17 protein-coding genes are annotated in these 17,271 nt (G+C 70.3%); 6 read left to right on the forward strand and 11 right to left on the reverse strand.

What is annotated here, in order from left to right:
* The first annotated feature begins 322 nt into the window (after positions 1-322).
* The gene (locus H4W81_RS18020; protein WP_318781793.1) at positions 323-1,792 is read left to right on the forward strand and encodes a hypothetical protein; all 1,470 of its coding nucleotides are present in this window, start codon (positions 323-325) and stop codon (positions 1,790-1,792) included.
* A gap of 225 nt (positions 1,793-2,017) precedes the next feature.
* On the opposite strand, the gene tyrS is transcribed toward H4W81_RS18020, so the two are convergent.
* Positions 2,018-3,283 (reverse strand): tyrosine--tRNA ligase, encoded by a 1,266-nt coding sequence (tyrS, locus tag H4W81_RS18025; RefSeq protein ID WP_318781794.1) that lies wholly within the window; start codon positions 3,281-3,283, stop codon positions 2,018-2,020.
* Between the two features lie 115 nt (positions 3,284-3,398).
* On the opposite strand from tyrS, the gene H4W81_RS18030 reads away from it, so the two are divergent.
* Together H4W81_RS18030 and H4W81_RS18035 are read left to right on the forward strand one after the other, a co-directional pair.
* Positions 3,399-4,031 (forward strand): hypothetical protein, encoded by a 633-nt coding sequence (locus H4W81_RS18030; protein WP_192775885.1) that lies wholly within the window; start codon positions 3,399-3,401, stop codon positions 4,029-4,031.
* 10 nt (positions 4,032-4,041) lie between these two features.
* Positions 4,042-4,452 (forward strand): PH domain-containing protein, encoded by a 411-nt coding sequence (locus H4W81_RS18035; RefSeq protein WP_192775886.1) that lies wholly within the window; start codon positions 4,042-4,044, stop codon positions 4,450-4,452.
* Here H4W81_RS18035 and H4W81_RS18040 read toward each other — a convergent pair.
* The 9 genes from H4W81_RS18040 to argC all read right to left on the reverse strand — a co-directional run bounded on the left by H4W81_RS18040 (position 4,449) and on the right by argC (position 13,393).
* Positions 4,449-5,057: a DNA-3-methyladenine glycosylase gene (locus H4W81_RS18040; protein ID WP_192775887.1), complete on the reverse strand. Its 609-nt coding sequence runs from the start codon at positions 5,055-5,057 to the stop codon at positions 4,449-4,451. The genes H4W81_RS18035 and H4W81_RS18040 overlap by 4 nt on opposite strands.
* Positions 5,039-6,493, reverse strand: a complete 1,455-nt coding sequence (gene argH, locus H4W81_RS18045) for an argininosuccinate lyase (protein WP_192775888.1) — start codon at positions 6,491-6,493, stop codon at positions 5,039-5,041. Before argH ends, H4W81_RS18040 begins: the two co-directional genes overlap by 19 nt.
* Complete coding sequence (locus H4W81_RS18050; RefSeq protein WP_192775889.1) at positions 6,486-7,685, reverse strand: argininosuccinate synthase; 1,200 nt, start codon at positions 7,683-7,685, stop codon at positions 6,486-6,488. Before H4W81_RS18050 ends, argH begins: the two co-directional genes overlap by 8 nt.
* A gap of 2 nt (positions 7,686-7,687) precedes the next feature.
* Positions 7,688-8,197: an arginine repressor gene (locus tag H4W81_RS18055; RefSeq protein ID WP_192775890.1), complete on the reverse strand. Its 510-nt coding sequence runs from the start codon at positions 8,195-8,197 to the stop codon at positions 7,688-7,690.
* On the reverse strand, positions 8,194-9,111 hold the full coding sequence (gene argF / locus H4W81_RS18060) for an ornithine carbamoyltransferase (protein WP_192775891.1): 918 nt from the start codon (positions 9,109-9,111) through the stop codon (positions 8,194-8,196). The genes H4W81_RS18055 and argF overlap by 4 nt, the downstream gene beginning before the upstream one ends.
* Positions 9,108-10,274: an acetylornithine transaminase gene (locus tag H4W81_RS18065; protein ID WP_192775892.1), complete on the reverse strand. Its 1,167-nt coding sequence runs from the start codon at positions 10,272-10,274 to the stop codon at positions 9,108-9,110. The genes argF and H4W81_RS18065 overlap by 4 nt, the downstream gene beginning before the upstream one ends.
* A complete protein-coding gene (gene argB, locus H4W81_RS18070; RefSeq protein WP_192775893.1) occupies positions 10,274-11,146 on the reverse strand; it encodes an acetylglutamate kinase in 873 nt (290 codons plus the stop codon). Before argB ends, H4W81_RS18065 begins: the two co-directional genes overlap by 1 nt.
* Positions 11,143-12,297: a bifunctional glutamate N-acetyltransferase/amino-acid acetyltransferase ArgJ gene (gene argJ / locus H4W81_RS18075; RefSeq protein WP_192775894.1), complete on the reverse strand. Its 1,155-nt coding sequence runs from the start codon at positions 12,295-12,297 to the stop codon at positions 11,143-11,145. The genes argB and argJ overlap by 4 nt, the downstream gene beginning before the upstream one ends.
* A gap of 67 nt (positions 12,298-12,364) precedes the next feature.
* Complete coding sequence (argC, locus tag H4W81_RS18080; protein ID WP_225959831.1) at positions 12,365-13,393, reverse strand: N-acetyl-gamma-glutamyl-phosphate reductase; 1,029 nt, start codon at positions 13,391-13,393, stop codon at positions 12,365-12,367.
* Positions 13,394-13,606: 213 nt separating this feature from the next.
* On the opposite strand from argC, the gene H4W81_RS18085 reads away from it, so the two are divergent.
* Positions 13,607-15,259 (forward strand): class I adenylate-forming enzyme family protein, encoded by a 1,653-nt coding sequence (locus H4W81_RS18085; protein WP_192775895.1) that lies wholly within the window; start codon positions 13,607-13,609, stop codon positions 15,257-15,259.
* 116 nt (positions 15,260-15,375) lie between these two features.
* Here H4W81_RS18085 and H4W81_RS18090 read toward each other — a convergent pair whose 3' ends face one another.
* A complete protein-coding gene (locus H4W81_RS18090) occupies positions 15,376-16,038 on the reverse strand; it encodes a hypothetical protein (protein WP_192775896.1) in 663 nt (220 codons plus the stop codon).
* Between the two features lie 119 nt (positions 16,039-16,157).
* Here H4W81_RS18090 and H4W81_RS50325 point away from each other — a divergent pair, with 119 nt between their 5' ends.
* Both H4W81_RS50325 and H4W81_RS18095 read left to right on the forward strand, forming a co-directional pair.
* Complete coding sequence (locus H4W81_RS50325; RefSeq protein WP_455566448.1) at positions 16,158-16,691, forward strand: phage terminase small subunit; 534 nt, start codon at positions 16,158-16,160, stop codon at positions 16,689-16,691.
* A gap of 153 nt (positions 16,692-16,844) precedes the next feature.
* A complete protein-coding gene (locus H4W81_RS18095) occupies positions 16,845-17,246 on the forward strand; it encodes a hypothetical protein (protein WP_192775897.1) in 402 nt (133 codons plus the stop codon).
* Positions 17,247-17,271 lie beyond the last annotated feature (25 nt).

Raw genomic sequence — 17,271 nt, forward strand, 5'->3', positions numbered from 1 at the left:
TTCTCAAGAAACGGACGCGTCTTCCGCATTCGTTCGTATTGTCGATCCTAGCAGCCTTCTCGACCGCTTGGACCGCGCCGCCCCGTCTCGGGGGCAACCCTCTCAACTTACCGTGTCACTTGCGCCTTGTCCAATCGACCGATTTTTAAGATGGTGAGGTGCACCGTGGCTGCGGTTTGGTTCAGAAGGAGTCTCCCTCGGGGCCCGTCCGCCGTCGCGCGGCGTCCGGCTCGCTCCCGGGGCACAGACGAGACTAGGTCGGGATCGCCCTCCCGTCAAATCGGCGTCAGGCATGTCGATCTAGCCCCGTATCCTCCTCTAGGTGACCGCCACGATCGCCCGGCCAGACAGCCCGCCCCTGCCTCCCGTTTCGACGCCCCGGTGGGCTCCGGCCGCCGCGGCGATCTCGGCCTTCGCGGTGGCGCTCTCGGGTACGGGCTCGGCCACGCTCAACGGCGACGAGCTGGCCACGCTCAGCGCCGCCCGCCGTTCCATCGCGGGGATGTGGGAACTGGCCCAGCACATCGACGGCCATTTCCTGCCCTACTACCTGTTCATGCACTTCTGGGTGAAGGCAGGCACGGCCGAGCTGTGGCTCAGACTGCCCTCGGCGCTGGCGATCGGCGTCGCCGCGGCCTTCCTGGTCTGCCTCGGCCGCCGCGTTCACAGCCTGCGCGCCGGCCTGATCGCCGCCGCGCTGTTCGCCGTGCTCCCCTCGGTCTCCTACTACGGCGCGTTCGCCAGGTCGTACGCCTTCGCCGCGGCGGCGGTGACCATCTCCTTCTGGGCCCTGCACCGCGCCGGGTCTGTCGCCAACGCCGCCCCACACCGCACCAGGTGGATGTCCAACGCCGCACCGCACCGCGCCACGTGGGTGTCCTACGCCGCGTCCGTCGCGCTCGTCGGCTGCACCCATCTGTTCGCGGTGCTCGTTCTCCCCGCACAGCTCGCGCTCCTGCGCGGCCGTACCAAGGGGATGCTGCCGGCGATGGCGGCCGGCTTCGCGCCGGCGGCGGTGCTGGGTCTCATCGGGTACGGCGAGCGGCACGCGATCAGCTGGATCCCGCAGCGCGGCCCCGACGTCCTGCTGAAGTTCCCGAAGATGGCCGCGGGAGCGAGCGAGGTCGGGATCGTGCTGTTCGCGGTGGCCCTCGCCGGGATCGTCGTCCTGGCCAGGCGGGACACCCGCTGGGGCCTGGCGGTCGGGGGATGGCTGCTGCTGCCTCCCGTGCTGTTGCTGGTGGTCTCCCACCTGGTGACACCTGCGTACGTCGACCGCTACCTGTTCGTCACCGCTCCGGCGCTCGCGCTCCTGGCGGCGATCGCGGTGGCCGAGCTGCCGCGCTTCGCCGTACCCGCCGCCGTGGCCGTCACACTCGGCGCGGCCGCACTGGCGTTCCCACAGCATCTCGACGTCCGCGAGAGCAACGGCCGCTTCGAGGACGTCCCGTGGGCGATAGGCCGCATGAAGCTCGAACCCGGCGACGCGATCGTGTACGGCCAGAGCTCCCTGCGCACCGGCTTCGACTACTACGCGCCGCCCGCCATGCCAGACGACGTCCTGCGCCTGGGCGACGCGCCCGCCGCCGACAGCTTCGGCTATCCCGAGCGCGCCGACGTCGCCGCCGCGCTTCGCGGGCGCGACCGGGTGTGGCTGGTGTGGCGCGGCGCCAAGAGCGCCGACCTTCAACCGATCAGGCGGGTTCGGCAGGCGGGCTTCGAGCTGGTCAGAGCCTGGCACTCGGCCGACATCCCCGGCCTGACGGTCGCCCTCTACACAAGACCGGCCTGACCGAACCGGAAAACCACGCCGGACCCACCCGAACGGGAACGCCAGCCCCCCAAACCAGACGAAGAGAAACACCAGGCCGGACCGCCGTAATGGGAACACCGGGCGCAAGCGATCGCACGGCAGGATCGGGATCAGCTCCCGTAGCCGTCGGCAGAGCAACACCGGGGCGCAGACGACAGAAGGCGGGCCTTCCCAGCAAAGGAAGGCCCGCCCCGAAGAACCAGGTCAGCCGACGACGACGCCGCCGATCGACTTCTTGCCCCGCCGCAGCACGAGGAAGCGCCCCTGCAGCAGATCGTCCGCGGACGGCGTGTACGCCTCGTCGGTGACCTTCACGTTGTTGAGGTACGCGCCACCCTCCTTGACCGCGCGCCTGGCCGCCGACTTCGACTCCACGAGACCGCTCTCGGCCATGAGGTCGACCAGCGGAGCTCCGAGCGCGCCGACCTTGGCTAGGGGCACCTCGGCCAGCGCCGCCTCCAGCGTCGAGGCGGACAGCTCCTCGAGAGAGCCCTGACCGAACAGCGCCTTGGAGGCCGCCATGACGGCGTCGAGCTCGGCCTTGCCGTGCAGCAGTTCGGTGAGCTCCTCGGCCAGCGCCCGCTGGGCCTCCCTGGCGAACGGCCGCTCGGCGACGGCCTTCTCCAGCTCCTCGATCTCCTCGCGGCTCCTGAACGTGAACACCTTGAGGTAGTGGATCACGTCACGGTCGTCGGCGTTGAGGAAGTACTGGTAGAAGGCGTAGGGCGAGGTCATGGCGGGGTCGAGCCACAGCGCGCCGCCCGCCGTCTTGCCGAACTTGGTGCCGTCGGCCTTGGTGATCAGCGGGAGCGTGAGGGCGTGGACGTGTCCGCCCTCGACGCGGCGGACCAGGTCGACGCCCGCGGTGATGTTGCCCCATTGGTCGCTGCCGCCGATCTGCAGCGAGCAGTCGTGCCTGCGGTACAGCTCGAGGTAGTCGTTGGCCTGCAGGATCTGGTAGCTGAACTCGGTGTAGCTGAGCCCCTCGCCGGCGAGCCTGGCCGCGACGGACTCGCGGGCCAGCATGCGGTTGACAGGGAAGTGCTTGCCGATGTCGCGCAGGAAGTCGATCGCGGACAGCTCGGCGGTCCAGTCGAGGTTGCTGACCATGAGCGCGGCGTTGGGCTGCGCCTCGAAGTCGAGGAAGCGCCCGACCTGGCCGCGCAACCGCTCCACCCATCCGGCGACGACGTCACCCGCGTTGAGCGAACGCTCGGTGTTGCGCCCGCTGGGGTCGCCGATCAGCCCCGTGGCGCCCCCGACCAGCCCGATCGGCCGGTGGCCGGCCAGCTGGATGCGGCGCAGCGTCAGCAACGGCACGAAGTGGCCGACGTGCAGCGAGGGAGCGGTGGGGTCGAAGCCGGCATAGACCGAGATCGGTCCCTTGGCCATGGACGCGCGAAGGGCGTCGAGGTCGGTGGACTGCGCGATCAAACCTCGCCATGCGAGGTCGTCGATGATGTCGGTCACGATTCCGGCTTTCCGAACGAGTGGACATTGACTGGCTACAGAGTGCCCGATCTCGGCACCTGCCGCCACTTGAAACCCTCCTGCGTGATCATGGCAGCCGTTAGGATCCCCTCCCGTGGCCGATTCCTCCGGATCCAACCGTGGCACGATCATCGCGGCCATCATCGGCGCGGTCGCGACCCTCGCGGCGGCCGGGATCGGCATCCTGGCGACCCAGAGAGCCGCGGGAGAGGCCGAGACCAAGGCGGGTCCCATGGCCACCGTCACGGCGACCGTCACGGCGACCGCCACGGTCACGGCGAACAGCGCGGCCACGCCGAACAGCACCGTCACCCCGCTCGGACAGGTGCGTCAGCCGGGCGAGCGCTGGCGCGGGCTCTACGAGCTCAAGGACGACATCTCCCTCGAGTTCGACCTCGAGAGCGGCGCCACGACCTCGACGGAGAAGACCAAGGGCGACATCCACGGCTCGTTCTCGCTGGACACGGGGACGGTCTACGCGCACGACGGCGTCAAGGTGGCCACCTGGGAGGAGGACCGCACTCCCACGGCGGAGGACTGCGCGGCCCGCACCGCCAGCGCGGGAGCCGGCGAGCAGGGCTTCGTCACGGGCGCCAAGAAGGCGGCGGAAGGCGTCTGCGTCCTCACCTCGGAGGGCGACCTGGCCTGGCTCGAGCTGAAGACGGTCAAGACCGAGCGCGGCTGGCCGGTGTCGGTGTCGGGCAGCGCGATCATCTGGGGGCGGTAGCCTCGCAGGCATGTGGAGGGTTCGCCGCGAGCTGGTCGCCGTCAAGATCTTGGCCGCCGTGGCCAGCGCCGCCCTCGGCGTCTACTGGTATCTCTCCGGCGACCTGCGCGGCGTGATCCTGGCCGTCCCCGCCACCCTGCTGGTCGGCGCCATGGCGCTCAGAGACCTGCTGGTCCCCGTACGGCTGGCCGCCGACGAGTCGGGCATCACCGTCGCGCACGGCTACGCCGGCTCCCGCCCCGTCCCGTGGGATCAGATCGAGGACATCAAGGTCGACGTCCGCACCCGCTACGGCAGGCGCTCCGAGATGCTGGAGATCGACACCGGCGACAACCTCCACCTGTTCAGCCGTGCCGATCTCGGTGTCTCCCCCACCGAGGTCGCCGCCGAACTACGCCGGCTCAGGGCGAGACAGCCCTAGACCCGTCCGTCGGGCGCCGGTCGCCGGCGCCGGGGCACGTGCGCCCGGTACGGCGAGACCGTCGGGTCCCCTTCGATCCAGAACCGCCACGGCGTCTCCACCCCGGTGGAGATCCCGGTCCGCGGCCCCGCCCGCACCGAGGCCGGTGGCGTCCCCGGGAGCACCTTGCCGATCATGTCCAGGCCGTTGTCCTCGCGCCCCCAGCCGAGCGCCGTGGCCAGCCTGGCCGGCCCTCTGGCCAGGTCGCGGTCGCGCGCCCCGTCGCGCCTGGCGCGGGCCACGTCGATCCCCGACACGATCTCCCCCGCGCGCAGCAGCACCGCCGAGCCGTGCCCCTCCGGCAGGCAGACGAGGTTGGCGCAGTAGTGCATGCCGTACGTGAAGTAGACGTAGAGATGGCCGGCAGGGCCGAACATCACCGAGTTGCGGGGTGTGCGCCCCCGGTAGGTGTGGGACGCGGGGTCCTCCCCCGGCAGGCCGTACGCCTCGACCTCGGTCAGCCTGACGCTGACCGAGCCGTGCACGAGGACGCACCCGAGCAGTTCGGGTGCGACCTCGTGGGCGGGCCTGTCGAAGAAGGCCCTGCTCAGGAGCCCGACGCCCATGCCGCCTGGGCGTCGACCGTCTCGCGCAGCGCCGCCAGCTGGTCGCGGACCCTGTCGGGCGCGGTGCCGCCGTGCGCCTTGCGTGCGGCCAGCGCGCCGGGCACGTTGAGCACGTCGCGCACGTCGGGGGTCAGGTGCGGGGAGACCTTCGCCAGGTCCTCGTCGCTGACCTCGCCCAGGTCGACGTCGTTGACCTGGCAGTAGACGACCAGGTGGCCGACGGCCTCGTGCGCGTCGCGGAAGGCCACGCCCTTGCGGACCAGCAGCTCGGCGAGGTCGGTGGCCAGCGCGAAGCCGTCGGAGGCGGTCGCCGACATGCGCGCGGTGTTGACCCGCATGGTGGAGACCAGCCCCGCGACTGCGGGCAGCACGAGCAGCAGCGTGTCGACGGTGTCGAAGACCGGCTCCTTGTCCTCCTGCAGGTCGCGGTTGTAGGTCAGCGGCAGGCCCTTCAGCACGGTCAGCAGCGACATGAGGTTGCCGATGAGCCGCCCCGACTTGCCACGCGCGAGCTCGGCGACGTCGGGGTTCTTCTTCTGCGGCATGATCGACGAGCCGGTGGAGTAGGCGTCGTCCATCTCGATCCAGCGGAACTCCTGCGAGGCCCACAGGACGATCTCCTCGCCCAGGCGCGACAGGTGGACGCCGATCATCGCCGCGTCGAAGAGGAACTCGGCGGCGAAGTCGCGGTCGGCGACGGCGTCCATCGAGTTCGGCGCGGCCGAGGTGAAGCCGAGCTCCTCGGCGACCACGACGGGGTCGAGCGGCAGCGACGAGCCGGCCAGCGCGCCCGAGCCGAGCGGCGAGACCGCGGCCCGCTTGTCCCAGTCGATCAGCCGGTCGATGTCGCGGGCGAAGGCGTGCACGTGCGCGAGCAGCTGGTGGCCGAACGACACGGGCTGCGCGTGCTGCAGGTGCGTCATGCCGGGCGCGGCGGTGTCGGCGTGCGTGGCGGCCTGGGCCATCAGCGCCGTCTCCACCTCCACCAGCCTGGAGATGATCGTGCGCACGTGGTCACGAAGGTAGAGGCGCAGGTCGGTGGCGATCTGGTCGTTGCGGCTGCGCCCGGCGCGCAGCTTGCCGCCGAGCGAGCCGAGCCGCTCGAGCAGCCCGCGCTCCAGCGCGGTGTGCACGTCCTCGTCGGCGACCGTCGGCCGGAACTCGCCCGTCTTGCAGGCGGTCTCCAGGTCGTCGAGCGCGCCGATCATGCGCTCGAGCTCCTCGTCCGTCAGCAGCCCCGCCCTGTTGAGCACGCGGGCGTGCGCCCGCGAGGCCATCAGGTCGTACGGCACCAGCCGCCAGTCGAAGTGCACGCTCACCGACAGCCGAGCCAGCGCGTCGGCGGGGCCCGACTCGAAGCGCCCGCCCCACAGCCTCATCGGCTTGCCACCATCACTCACCGTAGTCTCCTCCTCGTCACCCGCGATCCTAGCCATGCCTGGCGTCACGAGCAGCCGCGATCTTGGAGGGCAGGCTCCAGAGCTGGACGAAGCCCTTGGCCAGGGACTGGTCGAAGGTGTCGCCGGTGTCGTAGGTGGCCAGCGAGAAGTCGTACAGCGACTCCTCCGAGCGCCGGCCCGTGACGACGGCGCGGCCGCCGTGCAGGGTCATCCTGATGTCGCCGGAGACGTACTTCTGGGCGTCGGCGATGAAGGTGTCGAGGGCGTCCTTCAGCGGCGAGAACCACAGGCCGTCGTAGACCAGCTCGCTCCAGCGCTGGTCGACGCCGCGCTTGAACCTGGCCAGGTCGCGCTCGACGGTGACGTTCTCAAGCTCCATGTGCGCGGTGATCAGCGCGATCGCGCCGGGCGCCTCGTAGACCTCGCGCGACTTGATGCCGACGAGCCGGTCCTCGACCATGTCGATCCGGCCGACGCCCTGGGCGCCCGCGCGCCTGTTGAGCTCGTCGATGATCTGGAACGGGGTCAGCGCCCGTCCGTCGAGGGCGACGGGCACGCCCTGCCTGAAGGTGATGACGACCTCGTCGGCCTCGCGCGGCTGGGCCGGGTCGGCGGTGTAGGCGAAGATGTCCTCGGTCGGGCCGTTCCAGATGTCCTCGAGGAAGCCGGTCTCGATGGCCCTGCCCCACAGGTTCTGGTCGATCGAGTACGGGTTCTTCTTGGTGGTCTCGATCGGCAGGCCCTTCTCCTCGGCGAAGGCGATGGCCTTGTCGCGGGTCCAGGCGTAGTCGCGGGCCGGGGCGACGACCTTGAGCTCGGGCGCGAGGGCCGCGAGGCCCGCCTCGAAGCGCACCTGGTCGTTGCCCTTGCCGGTGCAGCCGTGCGAGACCGTGGTGCCGCCGAACTGCTTGGCCGCGGCGACCAGGTGCTTGACGATCAGCGGGCGCGACAGCGACGACAGCAGCGGGTAGCGGTCCATGTAGAGCGCGTTGGCCTGCAGGGCCGGCACGCAGAAGTCGGCGGCGAACTCCTCCTTGGCGTCCACCACGACCGACTCGACCGCGCCGCAGTCGATGGCGCGCTTCTGGATGACCTCCATGTCCTCGCCACCCTGGCCGAGGTCGACGGCTACGGCGATGACCTCGGCGTCCATCTTCTCGGCGAGGAAGGGAATGGCGACGGAGGTGTCGAGCCCCCCGGAGAACGCGAGTACAACTCTCTCGGACATGGTCATGATCCTTTACGGTTCGCGATGTTCAGCAGGCTGTCCACGACCGCCGCCCCGCCCTGGGGGTCGCGGCTGATGACGAGAATGGTGTCGTCTCCCGCCACGGTGCCGAGGATGGACTCCCAGTCGGCGTGGTCGATGGCGGAGGCGAGGAACTGCGCGGCGCCCGGCGGTGTCCTGACGATCACCAGGTTGGCCGAGGCCTCGGCCGAGACCAGGAGCTCCTCGGCGATCCGGTGGAGCCTGGCCGCGGGCGACTCCCCCGTGCCCAGGCGGGCGAGCGGGATGCGGCCGCCGCCCTCGCCGGGCAGCGCGTAGACCAGCGAGCCGTCCTCGGCGCGCAGCTTGAGCGCGCCGAGCTCGTCCAGGTCGCGCGAGAGCGTGGCCTGGGTGACCTCGACGCCGCTCTCCGCCAGCAGCTTGGCCAGCTCGGGCTGGGAGCGTACGGCCTGCCGCTGGAGCAGGTCGGTGATCTTCGCCTGTCTGGCGACCTTGGTCATCGGGATGGTCATCGCGACCACAACCACTGCAGCAGCGCCTTCTGGGCGTGACGGCGGTTCTCCGCCTGGTCCCACACGAGGCTGGCGGGCCCGTCGAGCACCTCGGCGGTGATCTCGTAGTCGCGGTAGGCGGGCAGGCAGTGCAGCACGATCGCGTCGTCGGCGGCGCGCGCCATGAGCGCGGAGTTCACCTGGTACGGCATGAGCGCCGCCACGCGCTCCTCCTTGCCCTCCTGGCCCATCGACACCCAGGTGTCGGTGGCGATCACGTGCGCCTCGTGGGCGGCGACGGCCGCGTCCTCGAGGACGGTCACGCTGCCGCCGGTGACCTGCGCGACCTCCGCGGCCCTGGCGAGGATCGCGGGGTCGGGGTGGTAGCCGGCCGGCGCGGCGACGCGCACGTGCATACCCGCCGTCGCGCCGCCGAGCAGGTAGGAGTGGGCCATGTTGTTGGCGCCGTCGCCCAGGTAGGTGAGCGTGAGCCCGGCCGTCCTGCCGAAGTTCTCCCTGACGGTCTGCAGGTCGGCGAGGATCTGGCACGGGTGGTACTCGTCGGTCAGCGCGTTGACGACGGGCACGCGCGCGGCCGAGGCCATCGCCGCGATGCGCTCCTGGCCGCCGGTCCGCCACACGATGGCCTCGACGTGGCGCTCCAGCACGCGGGCGGTGTCCTCGATCGGCTCGCCCCTGCCCATCTGGGAGGTGCCGCCGTCGATGATCAGCGGGACGCCGCCCAGCTCGGCGATGCCGACGGCGAACGAGACGCGGGTTCTGGTGGAGGGCTTGTCGAAGAGCACCGCGACGGTCTTGTTGCCCTCGAAGGGGCGGTAGCCGTACGGGTCCTTCTTCATCGCGTCGGCCAGGTCGAGCACCTCTGCCTGCTCGGCGGGCGAGAGGTCGTCGTCTTTCAAGAAGTGCCGGGTCACTTGGCGGCCTCCGTCAGAATCGAGGGAAGGGCGTCGACGAGGGCCTGGATCTCCTCGTCGGTCACGACCAGCGGGGGTGCCAGCCGTACGGCATCGGGCTGGAGGGCGTTGACCAGGAAGCCCGCGTCCTGCGCGGCCTGCTGCACCTTGCCGGAGACGGGCTCGGTGAGCACCAGGGCCAGCCACAGGCCGCGGCCGCGCACGCCCTTGAGCAGCGGGTGCCGCACGCTCTCGAGACCGGCCCGCAGCAGGTCGCCGCTCCTGGCGACCCGGTCGGGGTCCACGTTGGCCAGGACGGCGAGCGCGGCGGCGCACGAGACCGGGTTGCCGCCGAACGTCGAGCCGTGGTCGCCCTTGTCGAACAGCGTGCCCGCCGGGCCGAAGCCGACACAGGCGCCGATCGGCAGGCCGCCGCCCAGGCCCTTGGCGAGGGTGAGGATGTCGGGGACGACGCCCTCCGCCTGGTGGGCGAACCAGTGGCCGGTCCTGCCGATGGCCGACTGGATCTCGTCGGCGACCAGCAGCGCGCCGGCGGCGGTGCAGATCTCGCGGGCCGCCTTGAAGTAGCCCTCGGGCGGCGGCACGACTCCGGCCTCGCCCTGGGTGGGCTCGAGGAAGACCGCGACGCAGTCCTCGGTGACGGCCTGCTTGAGCGCGTCGGCGTCGCCGTACGGCACGAAGCGGACCTCGACCGGGAAGGGGCCGAACTGGTCGCGGATCGCCTTCTTGCCGGTGAGCGAGAGCGCGCCCATCGTGCGGCCGTGGAAGCCGTTCTCCGCGGCGACGAAGTAGGAGCGCCCCGTGGCCTTGCCGTACTTGAGCGCCAGCTTGTAGGCGCACTCGTTGGCCTCGGTGCCCGAGTTGGCGAAGAAGACCTTCGCCGGCTCCTTCAGCAGCTCGAGCAGCTTCTCGGCGAGCAGCACCTCGGGCTCGTGCAGGTACAGGTTGCTGGTGTGGGCGAGGGTGGCGACCTGCTGGGAGACGGCCTCCACCAGCGCGGGGTGGCCGTGGCCGAGGGAGTCGACGGCGATCCCGCCGATGAAGTCGAGGTACTGCCTGCCCTCCACGTCCCACACCGTGGTGCCCTTGCCCCGGGCGAGCGCCAGCGGCGGCACGCCATAGTTCGGCATGAACGCTTTCTCGAACCTCTCACGCAGGTTCATCAGGGCATCACCATGGTTCCGATTCCGTGGTCGGTGAAGATCTCGAGCAGCAGGGAGTGCGGCACGCGGCCGTCCAGGACGTGCGCCTGGGGCACGCCGCCCTGCACGGCGGTCAGGCAGGCCTCCATCTTGGGCACCATGCCGCTGGACAGTGTGGGCAGCATCTCGGCCAGCTCGGCGGCCTTCAGTTGGTCGATCACGTCGGTGTCGTCGGGCCAACTGGCGTACAGGCCCTCGACGTCGGTGAGCACGATCAGCTTCTGCGCCCGGAGCGCGACCGCCAGCGCGGCGGCGGCGGTGTCGGCGTTGACGTTGTAGACCTGGCCGTCCGTGCCGCGGGCGACGCTGGAGACGACCGGGATGCGGCCGTCGTCGAGCAGGGCCTGCACGGCGCCCGGCTCGACCTTGACGATCTCGCCGACCTGGCCGATGTCGACGGGCTCGCCGTCCACGATCGCGGGCTTGCGCTCGGCGGTGAACAGGTGGGCGTCCTCGCCCGACATGCCGACCGCGAACGGGCCGTGGTGGTTGATCAGGCCGACCACGTCGCGGTTGACCTGGCCGACCAGCACCATCCGCACCACCTGCATGGCCTCGGGGGTGGTGACCCGCAGGCCCGCGGTGAAGGTGGACTCGATGCCGAGCCGGTCAAGGTGCGCGCTGATCTGTGGTCCGCCGCCGTGCACGACGACCGGCTTCAGCCCGGCGTAGCGCAGGAAGACGATGTCCTCGGCGAAGCCCTCCTTGAGCGACTCCTCCGTCATGGCGTTGCCGCCGTACTTGATGACGACGGTCGCGCCGCTGAACCTGGCCAGCCAGGGCAGCGCCTCGATCAGCGTGCCTGCCTTGGCGAGCGCTCCGTTGGCCCTCATGAGGAGTACGCCGAGTTCTCGTGCACGTACGCGGCGGTCAGGTCCGTGGTGTGGATGGTGGCCGAGTGGGGTCCGGCCGAGAGGTCGACGGTGATGGTCACGTCGCGCGGGCGCATGTCGACCTTGGCCCGGTCGTCGCCGACGGCGCCGCCCCTGCAGATCCAGATGCCGTTGATGGCCACGTTGATCCGGTCGGGTTCGAAGACCGCGTCGGTGGTGCCGACCGCCGACAGAACGCGGCCCCAGTTGGGGTCCTCGCCGTGGATGGCGCACTTGAGCAGGTTGGACCTGGAGACCGTGCGGCCGACCTTGACGGCATCGTCCTCGCTGGCCGCGCCGACGACCTCGATGGCGATCGCCTTGGAGGCGCCCTCTGCGTCGACGAGCAGCTGCCTGGCCAGGTCCGCGCAGACCTCGGTGATCTTCTTCTCGAACTCGGCGAGGTCGGGCGTGACCCCCGAGGCGCCGCTGGCCAGCAGCAGCACGGTGTCGTTGGTGGACATGCAGCCGTCGGCGTCGAGCCGGTCGAAGGTCTTGGCGGTGGCCTTGCGCAGCACCGCGTCGAGCTGCTCGGAGGTGACGTCGGCGTCAGTGGTGATCACGCAGAGCATGGTGGCCAGCGCGGGGGCGAGCATGCCCGCGCCCTTGGCCATCCCGCCGACCATGTAGCCCCCTTCGCCGCGTTTGAAGGAGATCTTCGAGACGGTGTCGGTGGTGCGGATGGCGTCGGCCGCGGCCAGTCCGCCGTCGCGGGAGAGCTGCGTCGCCGCGCTGTCGACACCGGCCAGCAGCGCCTCCATCGGCAGCCGCTCGCCGATCAGGCCGGTGGAGCAGACCGCGATCTCGCCCGCCGAGTCGCCCAGCACCTCGGCCACCTTCTCCGCCGTGGCGTGGGTGTCCTGGAAGCCCTCAGGGCCGGTGCAGGCGTTGGCGCCGCCCGAGTTGAGGACGACCGCTCGGACTCGGCCGCCCGCCAGGACCTGCTGCGACCAGAGCACGGGGGCGGCCTTCACGCGGTTGGCGGTGAAGACGCCCGCGGCGGCGCGGTGCGGTCCTTCGTTGACGACGAGGGCCAGGTCGCGGTTGCCGCTGGCCTTGATGCCTGCGGCAATGCCCGCGGCCTTGAAGCCGAGGGGCGCTGTAACGCTCATGCGTCCTCCTTCGTCGGACGCATGAGCGTCAACGCGCAGTGTTTGATGGTTCCCTCGCTACGCTCGTTCACGGGGCAACTCCGTTCGTGGGGAGACCGAGCTCTTCGGGCAGGCCGAGGGCGAGGTTGACGCTCTGGATCGCGCCCCCTGCCGTGCCCTTGGTGAGGTTGTCGATGGCGATGACGGCGACCACGCGGCCCGCGCGCTCGTCGAGGGTCACCTGCAGGGCCGCGGTGTTGGCGCCGTAGGTCATCGACGTCGCGGGCCACACCCCTTCGGGCAGCAGCGTGACGAACGGCTCGTCCTTCAGCGCGTTCTCGTAGGCCTCGCGCAGGGCGGCCGCGGTCAGGCCGGGGGTGGCGGGAGCCGTACAGGTGGCCAGGATGCCGCGGCTCATCGGCGCCAGCATCGGGGTGAAGGCGACGGTGACGGGGACCCCGGCGACGGCGGAGAGGTTCTGCTCCATCTCGGGGGTGTGCCGGTGGACGCCGCCCACGCCGTAGGCGCTGACCGAGCCCATGACCTCGCTGCCGAGCAGGTTCGGCTTGAGCGCCTTGCCGGCGCCGCTGGTGCCCGTTGCGGCGACTACCACCACGTCGGGCTCGGCGAGCCCGCCCGCGAAGGCGGGGAAGAGCGCGAGGGTGACCGACGTCGGGTAGCAGCCCGGTACGGCGATGCGCCGCGCGGTCCTGAGGATGTCGCGCTGGCCCGGCAGCTCGGGCAGGCCGTACGGCCAGGTGCCGGCGTGGGCTCCGCCGTAGAACTCGGCCCAGGCGGCGGGGTCGGCGAGCCGGTGGTCGGCGCCGCAGTCGACGATCACCGTGTCGCTCTCGCCCAGCTGGGCGGCGACCGCGGCGGACTGGCCGTGCGGGAGGGCGAGGAAGACCACGTCGTGCCCGGCGAGGACGTCGGCGGTGGTCTCCTGGATGATCCGGCCGGCCAGCTGGGGCAGGTGCGGCTGGTGGGCGCCGAGCGGGCTGCCCGCGCTCGAGGCGGCGGTCAGCGCGCCGATCTCCAGCTCAGGATGCATGAGCAGCAGACGGGCGAGCTCACCTCCGGCGTAGCCGCTGGCTCCGGCGATCGCCACACGCTGCATAATCATTCATCCTTACTCATGTTTTTGCTTAGAGAGATTATGCAGCCGAGGTGATGAGCATGCAAGCCAGGACGACCGTGTCGCCCACATAGTGAGACCGGACATATCGCTCATATGCCTGCATGAACACTCAGTCATGAGATCTAGCGCGACGTACCTACCGGTCGGTACTGTGAAATCTCCGGTCAACAGAGCACGCGGGAGTTCTTGCCCATGAGCATCACGCACGCCCAGGTCCAGGCCCAGCTCACCGCGGAGGGCCAGCTGTTCGAGACCGAGGAGCTGGAGTCCGGGATCCGCACCTGGAAGCACGCGCCGGGGCACTTCCGCACCCTTCTGGAGAACAGCCGGTTCCAGGGGGACAAGGACTTCCTCATCTACGAGGACGAGCGGATCTCCTACGAGCGGCACTACCGGCTCGCGGCGACGCTGGCGCGCAGGCTCGTCGAGGAGTACGGCGTGGCCAAAGGCGACCGCGTGGCGATCGCGATGCGCAACTACCCCGAATGGGTCGTCTCGTTCTCCGCCGTCCTGGCGGCCGGGGCGATCGCCGTCCCGCTGAATGCCTGGTGGACCGCGCAGGAGCTGGCCTACGGAGTCTCCGACTCCGGCGCCAAGGTGCTCATCGCCGACGGCGAGCGGGCCGAGCGGCTGGCGGAGACGGGCGTGCCGCTGATCGTCACCAGAGGCGCGCTCCCACAGGCGGCGCGGGCCTTCGACGAGGTGCTGGGCGAGGTCAGCGCGGACGTCACCCTCCCCGCCGTGGAGCTCTCCCCCGAGGACCCGGCGACGATCTTCTACACCTCCGGCACGACGGGCCTGCCGAAGGGCGCGCTCGGCAGCCACCGCAACCTCGGCCAGGCGCCGATGACCGTCGCCTACTCGCTCATCCGCGCGGTCGTCATGGCCGGCAAGGACCCCTCGGGCCTGACGGGCGAGCGCCGGGTGACGCTGCTGACGGTGCCGCTCTTCCACGTCACGGGTTGCTTCGCGGTGATGACGGGCACGATGTTCACCGGCGGCGCGCTGGTGCTGATGTACAAGTGGGACCCGCTTCTGGCCCTCCAGCTCATCGAGCGCGAGAAGATCACCGGCATGACCGGCGTGCCCACGAACGCCTGGCAGTTGCTCTCCCACCCCGACGTGGACAAGTACGACCTCTCCTCCCTGACCGGCCTCTCGTACGGCGGCGCCCCCGCTCCCCCGAAGCTGATGGAGCGCATCACCAACGAGCTGCCGGGGCGCGCGCCCAGCAACGGCTACGGCATGACGGAGACCACGGCGCTCGCGATCAACAACTCGGGAGCCGACTACGCCCGCAAGCCCGACAGCATCGGCCTGCCCTCGGCCGTCGTCGACGTGCGCATCTGCGACCCCTCGGGCGCGCCGCTACCCGCCGGCGAGGTCGGCGAGCTCTGCCTGCGCGGGCCGAACGTCATCCTCGGCTACTGGAACAAGCCGGCGGCCACGGCCGAGACGTTCGTCGACGGCTGGCTGCACACCGGCGACCTGGCGCGGGTGGACGAGGAGGGATTCGTCTACATCGTCGACCGGGCGAAGGACATGGTGATCCGCGGCGGCGAGAACGTGTACTGCGCGGAGGTGGAGGCGGCGCTGTTCGAGCACCCCTCCGTGGACGACGCGGCGGTGATCGGCGTGCCGCACGACGAGCTGGGCGAGGAGGTCGGCGCGGTGATCCGGCTGTCCGCCCCGGCCACGCCGGAGGAGCTGACGGCGTTCCTGAAGGAGCGGATCGCGGCGTTCAAGGTGCCCGCGCACTTCTGGTTCAGGGACGCGGAACTGCCCCGCAACCCGGGCGGCAAGATCCTCAAGACGCGCCTGCGGCAGGAGGTCCTGGCCTCGTGACCGCCCACGTCCGGGCAGCAGGTCTCTGAGGCGCTGCGCGCAGGATCTTCCGGCCGGCTGGCCGCCGTACCCGGTGTCGCGCGCCGTGACCCGGCGCGGTTCGCCGCCCAAGGTTCCTAGACCTGCCGTATGGCGGTGGTGAGGCTCTGGCACATGCGGTCCGAGTCCGCGATCCACAAGATCATGAAGTTGTGTCCCTTTGCCTCGCGTGACTCCGCGTCCGCGCAGAACCTGGGAGTCGGAGGCCCTTCGGCGAAGCCGTTGTTGGGCTCGGCTCCCACCTGCTTGAGGAGCAGGCAGAAGACATCCTCCGCCAGCGCTTCCGCATCTCCGCGCACCACAGCGACCAGACCGAGCGACCAGGCGTGCTCGGGATCCTGATAGACCGAGACCGCGAGGTGGTCGTTCTCGTAAGCGCACTCCACCGCGTCCGCGGCAACCGTCACCCTGCTGGCGAAGGTCTTGACGCCCTGGCGGAAGGTCTTCACCTCCCCGTCGTCCAGCTTGTCGTCGGGAATGTGCTGCATGACCAGACCGAGCAGCCCGTTGACGCCGAGACAGGGGTTGGTGGCGATGCGCTCGACGCCATCCGGCGCGGGCAGCAGCGACCGGGTGATCGGGCCCGCCTTCGGGCACAAGCTCTTCTTCGGCGGCGTCGACGCTTTCGGCTCGGCCGCTTCCGCGCTGCCTCCAGGCAGCTGGAAATCGTTGCACGCGGTGAGAAAGCTCATGGTCAGGAGCGAGACGAGGATCAATATCAGCTTCGTATGGCGCGGCACGGCGGTCCTTCCGGAGCGGGAGGGCGACTGGCCCAAGATTGCCCAGGAATCCCCGCCGGGGCCTGAGTAGTCCCTACTCAATCCAGCCGCTAACTAACGATTGAACGGGAGGCGGTCACGTGGCCGGAGGAGGGCCGGCCCCGAAGACGAACGCCGTCAGGCGCAACAAGCAGATCACCGTGGAGCTGTCTGGCGAGGCGGTCGAGGCTCCCAAGCTCTTCAAGCGCAACCGCTACTCCACCGCGACACAGCGATGGTGGCACACCTGGGCTGGGAGCCCCCAGGCCGAAGCCTTCCTCGATACCGATGGGGGGCGCCTCCAGATTTTGGCTCAGCCGCCGTACAAGGCGACGAAGGTCCCGCCGGCCCCCTGGGGACGGACGGGACCTCATGTCGTCTGTCTTACAGGCTCTGGCTTGGATTGGCCGGCAGGTAGAAATTCCAACTCCCGCCGCCGTCGTGCGCTCCGCCAGCGGGACAGACCCCATTCGTCGGGGCCCCGTTCCACCAGAGGCCGAAGCATTTGCGGCAGTGCCGCCAATTGTCTTGCTTGGTTGTGTCGGGCACTGGGTCTCCTCAGGGGTCGGCGACGTGATGCGAGGATGCTCACGTCCACGCGGCCAGCGTCAGCCCGGGCGAGAGTTCCGTCATGAGTAGCCCCCTACTCATGACGACCGAGCAGCGCAATCGAAAGAACCCCCGACGTCCCCCACCCACTCCCTTTACCTCCCGCGTAATCGCGCGCATGACGCCCCCGATGACACGGTTGCTCCATCGGAACGACACACCCTCCGAAGGAGCACGAGATGACCTTCCTCACCGTTACCGCCGACCGGACCAAGTTCCTGCGCCTCGCCCTGGCCGCCGACGCCGTCGTCACCGGCGGCAACGGGCTGATCTATCTGGCCGCCGCCGGCCCCGTGAGCGGCCTGCTGGGCCCCGACGCCGGGCTGCTGCGTGAGATCGGCATCTTCCTCCTCGTGTACGGCGCGGCGGTCGGCTTCCTGGCCGGCCGGGCCACCATCAGCAGGGGCGCCACCACGGCCGTCATCGCCCTGAACATCATCTGGACCCTCGGCAGCATCGCCGCCGTCGCGACCGGCCTGCTGGAGTTCACCACGGTGGGCGCGGTGTGGGCGATCGCCCAGGCCCTGGTCGTCGCCGGCTTCGCCGAACTGCAGATCATGGGCCTGCGCAAGGCCCGCTGACCCTCCCGAAATATCTCCCACCACA

It is taken from the genome of Nonomuraea africana, assembly GCF_014873535.1.
Classification (GTDB): domain Bacteria; phylum Actinomycetota; class Actinomycetes; order Streptosporangiales; family Streptosporangiaceae; genus Nonomuraea; species Nonomuraea africana.